Raw genomic sequence first — 6,000 nt, 5'->3', positions numbered from 1 at the left:
TTAACATGTCACTTGGATATTCGAATTTATTATTTTTTATCCGGTTATCCAGTGACACAGTTTAAGTTACACTCTCATCAGCTTCTGAAATTTCTCCACAAATAATCCAACGTGGTAGCCGTCCATTAGTCCGTGGTGTACGTGAATAGAAACAGGCATTGTTTTTATTCCATTATTCTCGGTTACTTTTCCAAAAGAGATTTTGGGCGAGCTGTCGGGATAGGAAAAACTTCGGGCGTGGGAAAGAGCTGTAAAGTCTATCCAAGGAATAGCCGAAAAATGGATAACGCTTTCTCCCGAAACCGCGGGTATTAAATCATTGGACTGCTGTACTCGTTCAATCTCTCTTAACGCTCCTGCATAAAAATCGTTTTCGTCTTGGCAATAATCCATATAGGCAAAACCAAAAGTGCCGTTTGGTCGGTTGATAGTAGGCGAAGCGTTTATACTTTCAAAAAGATAAACTTGTTTGTCGATAATCCTGTATCGGAAATTTTCAATTTCATTGGCTGTTTTCAATGCTCTGAATAAATAGTACAGAAAAAATGAATTGTCTTTTTGCTTGGCAATTTTGTACGCTTGTGTGCAATCTATGTTTACCGTAACGCCAAAAAACGGTTCTTCAAATTGGGAAAAGAATAAAAAATGTTCTTTTCTGTTCCATTGTTCAATATCTATTAATGTTGTCATTTCTATAAATAATTTAGAATGCCGTCAATGCTTTTCAGTTCTACAAAATTATCGTGTTTCAGATTGTGTTCGTGTTGTTCGTGTGTCCACGTTACGTGGTACGGAATATGCCCGCCATATCCGCCCAACTCCAATACAGGCAGTATATCTGATTTAATGGAGTTGCCCAACATTAGGAAATTTTCGGGCCTGCAGTCCAAATGCTTTAACAGTTTTTGATAATCGCTTACTTTCTTGTCGCTCATTATTTCGATATGATGAAAATAGCTTTCCAATCCCGAATTTTTCAGCTTCCGTTCTTGGTCTAATAAATCGCTTTTGGTGGCTACTATCAACCTGTATCTGCCTTTCAACTGTTCCAAAGTTTCGGACACGCCCTGTAATAGTTCGATAGGCTTCTGCAAAAGTTCCTGTCCTATGGCGATGATTTTATCAATCAGCTCCAACGAGACGGTGCGATTGGAAATCCTGCTTGCGGTTTCAATCATACACAATACAAAGCCTTTCACTCCGTAACCATACAGGTGCAGGTTTTTCATTTCGGTTTTAAACAGTTCCTGCGACACCGAATGTTGAGGCAGATAATTTTCGAGTAATGTACAGAATTGTTTTTCTGCTTCATGAAAATAAGGCTCATTTACCCACAAAGTATCGTCTGCGTCCAACGCTATTGTTTTTATGCTGTCTTTCATTCCTTTACTTTGTATTTTTGGCAAAACTCAACAAAGGGAAAAACCAAAAAAAGGACATTTGTCCCGACTGATATATGTTACGAACAAACCAATCATTTTTAGCTTATGTGCAGGAGCTTTACGAACAACAGGAACGTAAGGAAAACATTATCGTAAAGCAATATGCCAAAGGACAAAAGTTATTTTTTCAAAAAGAAAAAGCAACGAAAGTAATGCTTATAAAAGAAGGCATTACCAAATGCTTTTTTACGGAAGACAACGACAAAGAATATATACTCGAATTTTTAGGCAAAGGCGAAATCTTGGGCGAAATTGAATTTATCCGTAAAATCGTCTGCCTATGCAATATCGAAGCGTTGACAGATGTAACAGTTTATGCCATTGCTCCCGACTATTTCTCGGAACTTATCAAAGGCGACCTTAAACTGAACAATCTGCTGTTAGATATTTTTGCGGAACGTATTATCAATACAGCAAGTCGGGCTTCATATCAACAGCTATACACCATTGAGCATAGTTTGGGTAAACTTGTGGAACTGCAATCCAAACAGGAAATATCCATTTCAAAAGAAGATATGGCTTCGTATCTTGGTGTTACGGTAAGAAGTTTGAACAGGGCGTTTAAAAGTTTGTCGAAATGATTTTGAATACATAAAAACAGCCCGCTGCTTAAAACGGTGGGCCGTGTTGTTTTACAGGCTTGCCACAAAAGAGCGTTCCAAACCTTTAAATCTGTGCGATACCTTTTGCATATCCTTACCCACTTTCTCGTTGAGTATCTTGGCGTAGATCTGCGTGGTGGACAACCATCCTCAATCCCGACAGATTCTTGGAGATGAACCCCGCAGTTGTGCGGGAATGGGAGCGGAATCTGGACAAATGCCCGAGCTAGGTATTTATGCGGCCTAGCGGGTATGCCTGTCAGCGGGAAAGCCGGACGATAGCCGGGAATAACACCGGCCACAGAATGGTTTTTTTTCTCCCGGCTATCAATAATTGCAGCACGACAATGCTATCCGGCTCGTCATCGGCCGTGATCGGTTGCCACCCCGCCGACATTCCCGAAACAGCGCTTTCCAATCGGTTTTCCGGCGGGTAATGGAAACACATAAATACCCAGTACTGGGTATTTGCAGCTTCGCGCAGAATCCTGAAATTTACCACAACGAAAGGCCGGAATATGTTCATCCCATCTAACCTGCGGTGCTTGCTTAATCTTCCCGGGATGCATGATCCGGTACAATCCTCACGTCATAAATGAATCAAAAAAATGAATCCTAAAATTTTACTATTCCTAGTTGCCATTTGGCCGTATTTCTTTTGCAGTGCGCAGACAATTCCATTTGGGTTCGCCAAATCGTCCCCACGGTCGCGTTCCGCGGGTTCAGCTGGCAGGGACGCAGACACGGTCGCACAACTGGCGGTCGCCGGCTTAGCCATAGATTACGATGACCTGATAGCCAAATTGGAAGAGGAGGCGGAGAAACAGAAAACGGCGGCGTATTCGGCGTATAAGGATGCCGTGGAATTTTCGGTAGCTCCGGTAGATGAAAATGAGTTGCAGACCTACCGTCTGGCGGCGGAACAGGCGGCGGAGGTCTGGAAGGGAAAGATGAAAACGGTCCAGGACCTGCGTCGGCAGGTCAAGGTTTTTGAGTATCAGAAGCGTCTGGCCGAAGGCCGGATCTTTTTTCCGGTCGGGAACGCGGTTGCCGCACAGGTATATTACAATGGCGCCGCTTCCGATTCCAAGGCAAAGTTTCTAAGCAATTCGTTGCTGACGTACGCCCCCGACGGCGGCACCGCATCGCTTTTCAACGAACTCTATGCGGACTACTATGGATTTCTGAGGGTAGGATTCGGCGCGTTGATCAGCAACAGGCAGGCAGCCAGCGGAAACGGGGAAGACGAGAACAGCGAGGAAACCAAGAAAGATGCTACGCAACGCCTGCTGGGGGGCGGCGGCAACGGCGTGTTCAACGTCAGTTACCCCATTTTGGATGCAATGCCCACCGACCTCTTCTCCATCAAACTGCATGCGGCTCCCAAGGTAGGGATTGACATTCCGACGCTTGGAACCAGTAGCGACAACGTGGCTTACAACATCAACGCAGGGCTGGAAGGTTCCGTATTTTACTCAGGCGTGCTGGAGGTGCTCACGCTCTACAGCAATTTCAGGTTCGCCAAGGTTTCCGGAAACAGCCTGTTTTACAGTAACCTGGGCCGTGAAGGGGACAAAAGGTCTTTCTATTTCCATCAGGTCAGTTTTGGTATCGCCATATCGTCGGCTTTCCGTCTGGGGTACAATTTCTATTTCGGTTCGTCCTTCGTGAACAAAAACTTTCCCGGCAATATTTCCTTCACGTTTGTCCCGAACAGCTAATCCGGAACTTCCTGTGACCACAGGGGATGAAAACGATAAGCCTGGCATTTTGGGATTAGCCGGACCTTTCTTAATCGACCTAAACCCATCCTTAACGCAAAAGCAGGCTCCATATTGTGAATGGGGTAAAACCAATACCGGAGCGGCGTCCGGCAGAATCCCGCGATGCGGGGCAGGTGTTCATAAAAATTCCCCTTAATTCTCCACACCACTGGGAACCAATGCTATTTTCTGTATACATTTGTTCGGAAGTATGATGCGGACATGGCAGAATATGCGGAATATACGGACAGGGAATTGGTTGCCCAGTTGAAATCGGGTGATCAGGCCGCTTTTACCGAAATCTATGACCGGTACTGGTCCCCCATGTACATCCATGTCTATAAAATGCTGCGCAGCCGTGACGATGCAATGGACGTCCTCCAGGACATGTTCAGTGCATTGTGGCTCAAAGCGGCGGATATCAATCCCGAAACCAAGTTGTCCGGCCACCTGTACCTCTCGGCAAGAAACAGGGTATTCAATTTCATCCAGCAGAACAAAGTAAAGAATGACTACCTCGGCTCGGTGGCAGCGTACATGACCGAGGCCGGTACCGAAACAATGGACGCATTGGACCAGCGGGATATGGCCGAAGCGGTCGAGGCCGAAATCGCCAACCTGCCCCCCAGGATGCGCGAGGTATTCGAGCTCAGCCGCAAGCATAACCTGACCCATAAGGAAATCGCCGAACACCTCAATATTTCTGAACAGACCGTCAGGAAGCAGGTGCAGAACGCGCTCCGGATACTGAAGCCGAAGCTTCACGCCATCGGAGCGGGCATTGCCATCCTGATATTTATCCATTAGTAACCAGGTGGTTGTCCCGTAGGCGGACAAATAATGCGAAAAAAGTAATATCCGTTCTACCCTATACCTACGTCCTCAACTGTTTTATAACAAAAGACAGGTTACAGCATGACCAGGCAGGAGGCAAAAGCATTAGTTGAAAAATACAATCAGGGACTGGCCACTCCGGAAGAACGGGCGCGCTTGGAACGGTGGTACCACGAGGAACAGGCCGCGCAGCGGCTTTCCGAGGATGAGGCGGATTTCCTGTTCCTGAAAGATGCCATCTGGCAGGGGACGCTGCAGCGTGCCGGCCTGCATCAGCCGGATTCCAGGATGAAGCGCATCAGGTACTGGTCCCGCATCGGTGCCGTCGCCGCCGTCCTGTTGATAACGCTTTCCGGCACATGGTATTTCCTGGGGGACCGGCTTTTTGACGGCCGGTCGGGTATCGCCGGTGCCCATGACATTATGCCGGGTGGCAACCGCGCGACATTGAAGGTGGCAGGCGGTCAGTCTTACCAATTGGATACCGCCCAGACCGGCATATTGATGGATGGCGAAAACATCCGGTATGCAGACAGCCAGCCCATTGAAGGGCTGATTTTGCAGACAGACAATTTTAACGATGTCGCGCTGCCGCTGGAGCTGGCTACCCCGGTCGGGGGCACCTATCGGGTGACATTGCCCGATGGCACCGGCGTTTGGCTCAATGCGGCATCCACCTTAACGTATCCTTCCAGGTTTGATGGCGATGAGCGCGTTGTGGAACTTACCGGCGAAGGTTATTTCGCCGTTGCCAAGGATCGCAACAGGCCGTTCAGGGTGCGCAGCCGCGGGCAGGAAATCGAGGTGCTCGGCACCGAGTTCAACATTGCCGCTTACGCGGATGAACCGGATATCAGGACCACGTTGGTGGAAGGGAAAGTGAAAGTGAAGGCGATAGGTAATACGCTAGACCAGTCACCGACCACCGATCACCGATCACCGGTTATCCTATCCCCCGGCCAGCAATCCGTCGTGCGGGACGGGGAGGCAACGGTGCGCGAAGCCGATGTCGACGGAGCGATCGCCTGGAAATCGGGTATGTTCCGTTTCAGTGAGGAACCGCTGGAAAGCATCATGCGTAAGGTTGCGCGATGGTATGACGTGGACGTGGAGTTCACCGAACCTTCGCTCAGGAATGAGTCATTTGAGGGAATAGTGACCCGCCACGACAGGGTATCCGCCGTCCTTCGGATGCTCGAGCGCGTCGGAAGCGTCCGGTTTGAAATCCGGGATCGCAGGATTATCGTATTGCCTAAAGAATAAGAAATAAAACACGGACTAACCACTAAACTGAACAGCCTATGCAGGATAGACAAAAAAGCATGTAGCCAAAACAAAAAATTCAGGAGCGGTTGCAAC

General features: G+C 48.0%; 7 protein-coding genes. 4 read left to right on the top strand and 3 right to left on the bottom strand.

Translation table 11 applies throughout. The features are described from left to right. Positions 1–66: 66 nt before the first annotated feature. Together ACMGDE_RS17945 and ACMGDE_RS17940 are read right to left on the bottom strand one after the other, a co-directional pair. Complete coding sequence (locus tag ACMGDE_RS17945; RefSeq protein WP_436834205.1) at positions 67–690, bottom strand: CatA-like O-acetyltransferase; 624 nt, start codon at positions 688–690, stop codon at positions 67–69. 2 nt (positions 691–692) lie between these two features. Continuing rightward, positions 693–1,382, bottom strand: a complete 690-nt coding sequence (locus ACMGDE_RS17940; RefSeq protein ID WP_436834207.1) for an HAD family hydrolase — start codon at positions 1,380–1,382, stop codon at positions 693–695. Between the two features lie 74 nt (positions 1,383–1,456). On the opposite strand from ACMGDE_RS17940, the gene ACMGDE_RS17935 reads away from it, so the two are divergent. Then, complete coding sequence (locus ACMGDE_RS17935) at positions 1,457–2,023, top strand: Crp/Fnr family transcriptional regulator (RefSeq protein WP_436834204.1); 567 nt, start codon at positions 1,457–1,459, stop codon at positions 2,021–2,023. A 280-nt stretch (positions 2,024–2,303) separates the two neighbouring features. Here ACMGDE_RS17935 and ACMGDE_RS17930 read toward each other — a convergent pair whose 3' ends face one another. Beyond that, the gene (locus ACMGDE_RS17930; protein ID WP_436834203.1) at positions 2,304–2,570 is read right to left on the bottom strand and encodes a hypothetical protein; all 267 of its coding nucleotides are present in this window, start codon (positions 2,568–2,570) and stop codon (positions 2,304–2,306) included. An 82-nt stretch (positions 2,571–2,652) separates the two neighbouring features. Between ACMGDE_RS17930 and ACMGDE_RS17925 the strand changes: the two genes are divergently transcribed. From ACMGDE_RS17925 to ACMGDE_RS17915, 3 genes are all read left to right on the top strand, one after another. Further along, complete coding sequence (locus tag ACMGDE_RS17925) at positions 2,653–3,765, top strand: hypothetical protein (RefSeq protein ID WP_436834202.1); 1,113 nt, start codon at positions 2,653–2,655, stop codon at positions 3,763–3,765. Positions 3,766–4,029: 264 nt separating this feature from the next. Beyond that, a complete protein-coding gene (locus ACMGDE_RS17920; RefSeq protein WP_436834201.1) occupies positions 4,030–4,614 on the top strand; it encodes an RNA polymerase sigma factor in 585 nt (194 codons plus the stop codon). A gap of 108 nt (positions 4,615–4,722) precedes the next feature. Next, complete coding sequence (locus ACMGDE_RS17915; protein ID WP_436834200.1) at positions 4,723–5,904, top strand: FecR family protein; 1,182 nt, start codon at positions 4,723–4,725, stop codon at positions 5,902–5,904. The last annotated feature ends 96 nt before the right edge of the window (positions 5,905–6,000 follow it).

This window comes from Parapedobacter brassicae (assembly GCF_051400755.1).
Classification (GTDB): domain Bacteria; phylum Bacteroidota; class Bacteroidia; order Sphingobacteriales; family Sphingobacteriaceae; genus Parapedobacter.
This window is presented reverse-complemented; position numbering and strand designations above follow the sequence as displayed.

Bases quoted from the DNA above. Each gene is read 5' to 3' on its own strand.
- ACMGDE_RS17945 (WP_436834205.1), bottom strand. From the start codon at position 690: ATGACAACATTAATAGATATTGAACAATGGAACAGAAAAGAACATTTT.
- ACMGDE_RS17935 (WP_436834204.1), top strand. From the start codon at position 1,457: ATGTTACGAACAAACCAATCATTTTTAGCTTATGTGCAGGAGCTTTAC.
- ACMGDE_RS17920 (WP_436834201.1), top strand. From the start codon at position 4,030: ATGGCAGAATATGCGGAATATACGGACAGGGAATTGGTTGCCCAGTTG.
- ACMGDE_RS17915 (WP_436834200.1), top strand. From the start codon at position 4,723: ATGACCAGGCAGGAGGCAAAAGCATTAGTTGAAAAATACAATCAGGGA.
- ACMGDE_RS17940 (WP_436834207.1), bottom strand. From the start codon at position 1,382: ATGAAAGACAGCATAAAAACAATAGCGTTGGACGCAGACGATACTTTG.
- ACMGDE_RS17925 (WP_436834202.1), top strand. From the start codon at position 2,653: ATGAATCCTAAAATTTTACTATTCCTAGTTGCCATTTGGCCGTATTTC.
- ACMGDE_RS17930 (WP_436834203.1), bottom strand. From the start codon at position 2,570: ATGAACATATTCCGGCCTTTCGTTGTGGTAAATTTCAGGATTCTGCGC.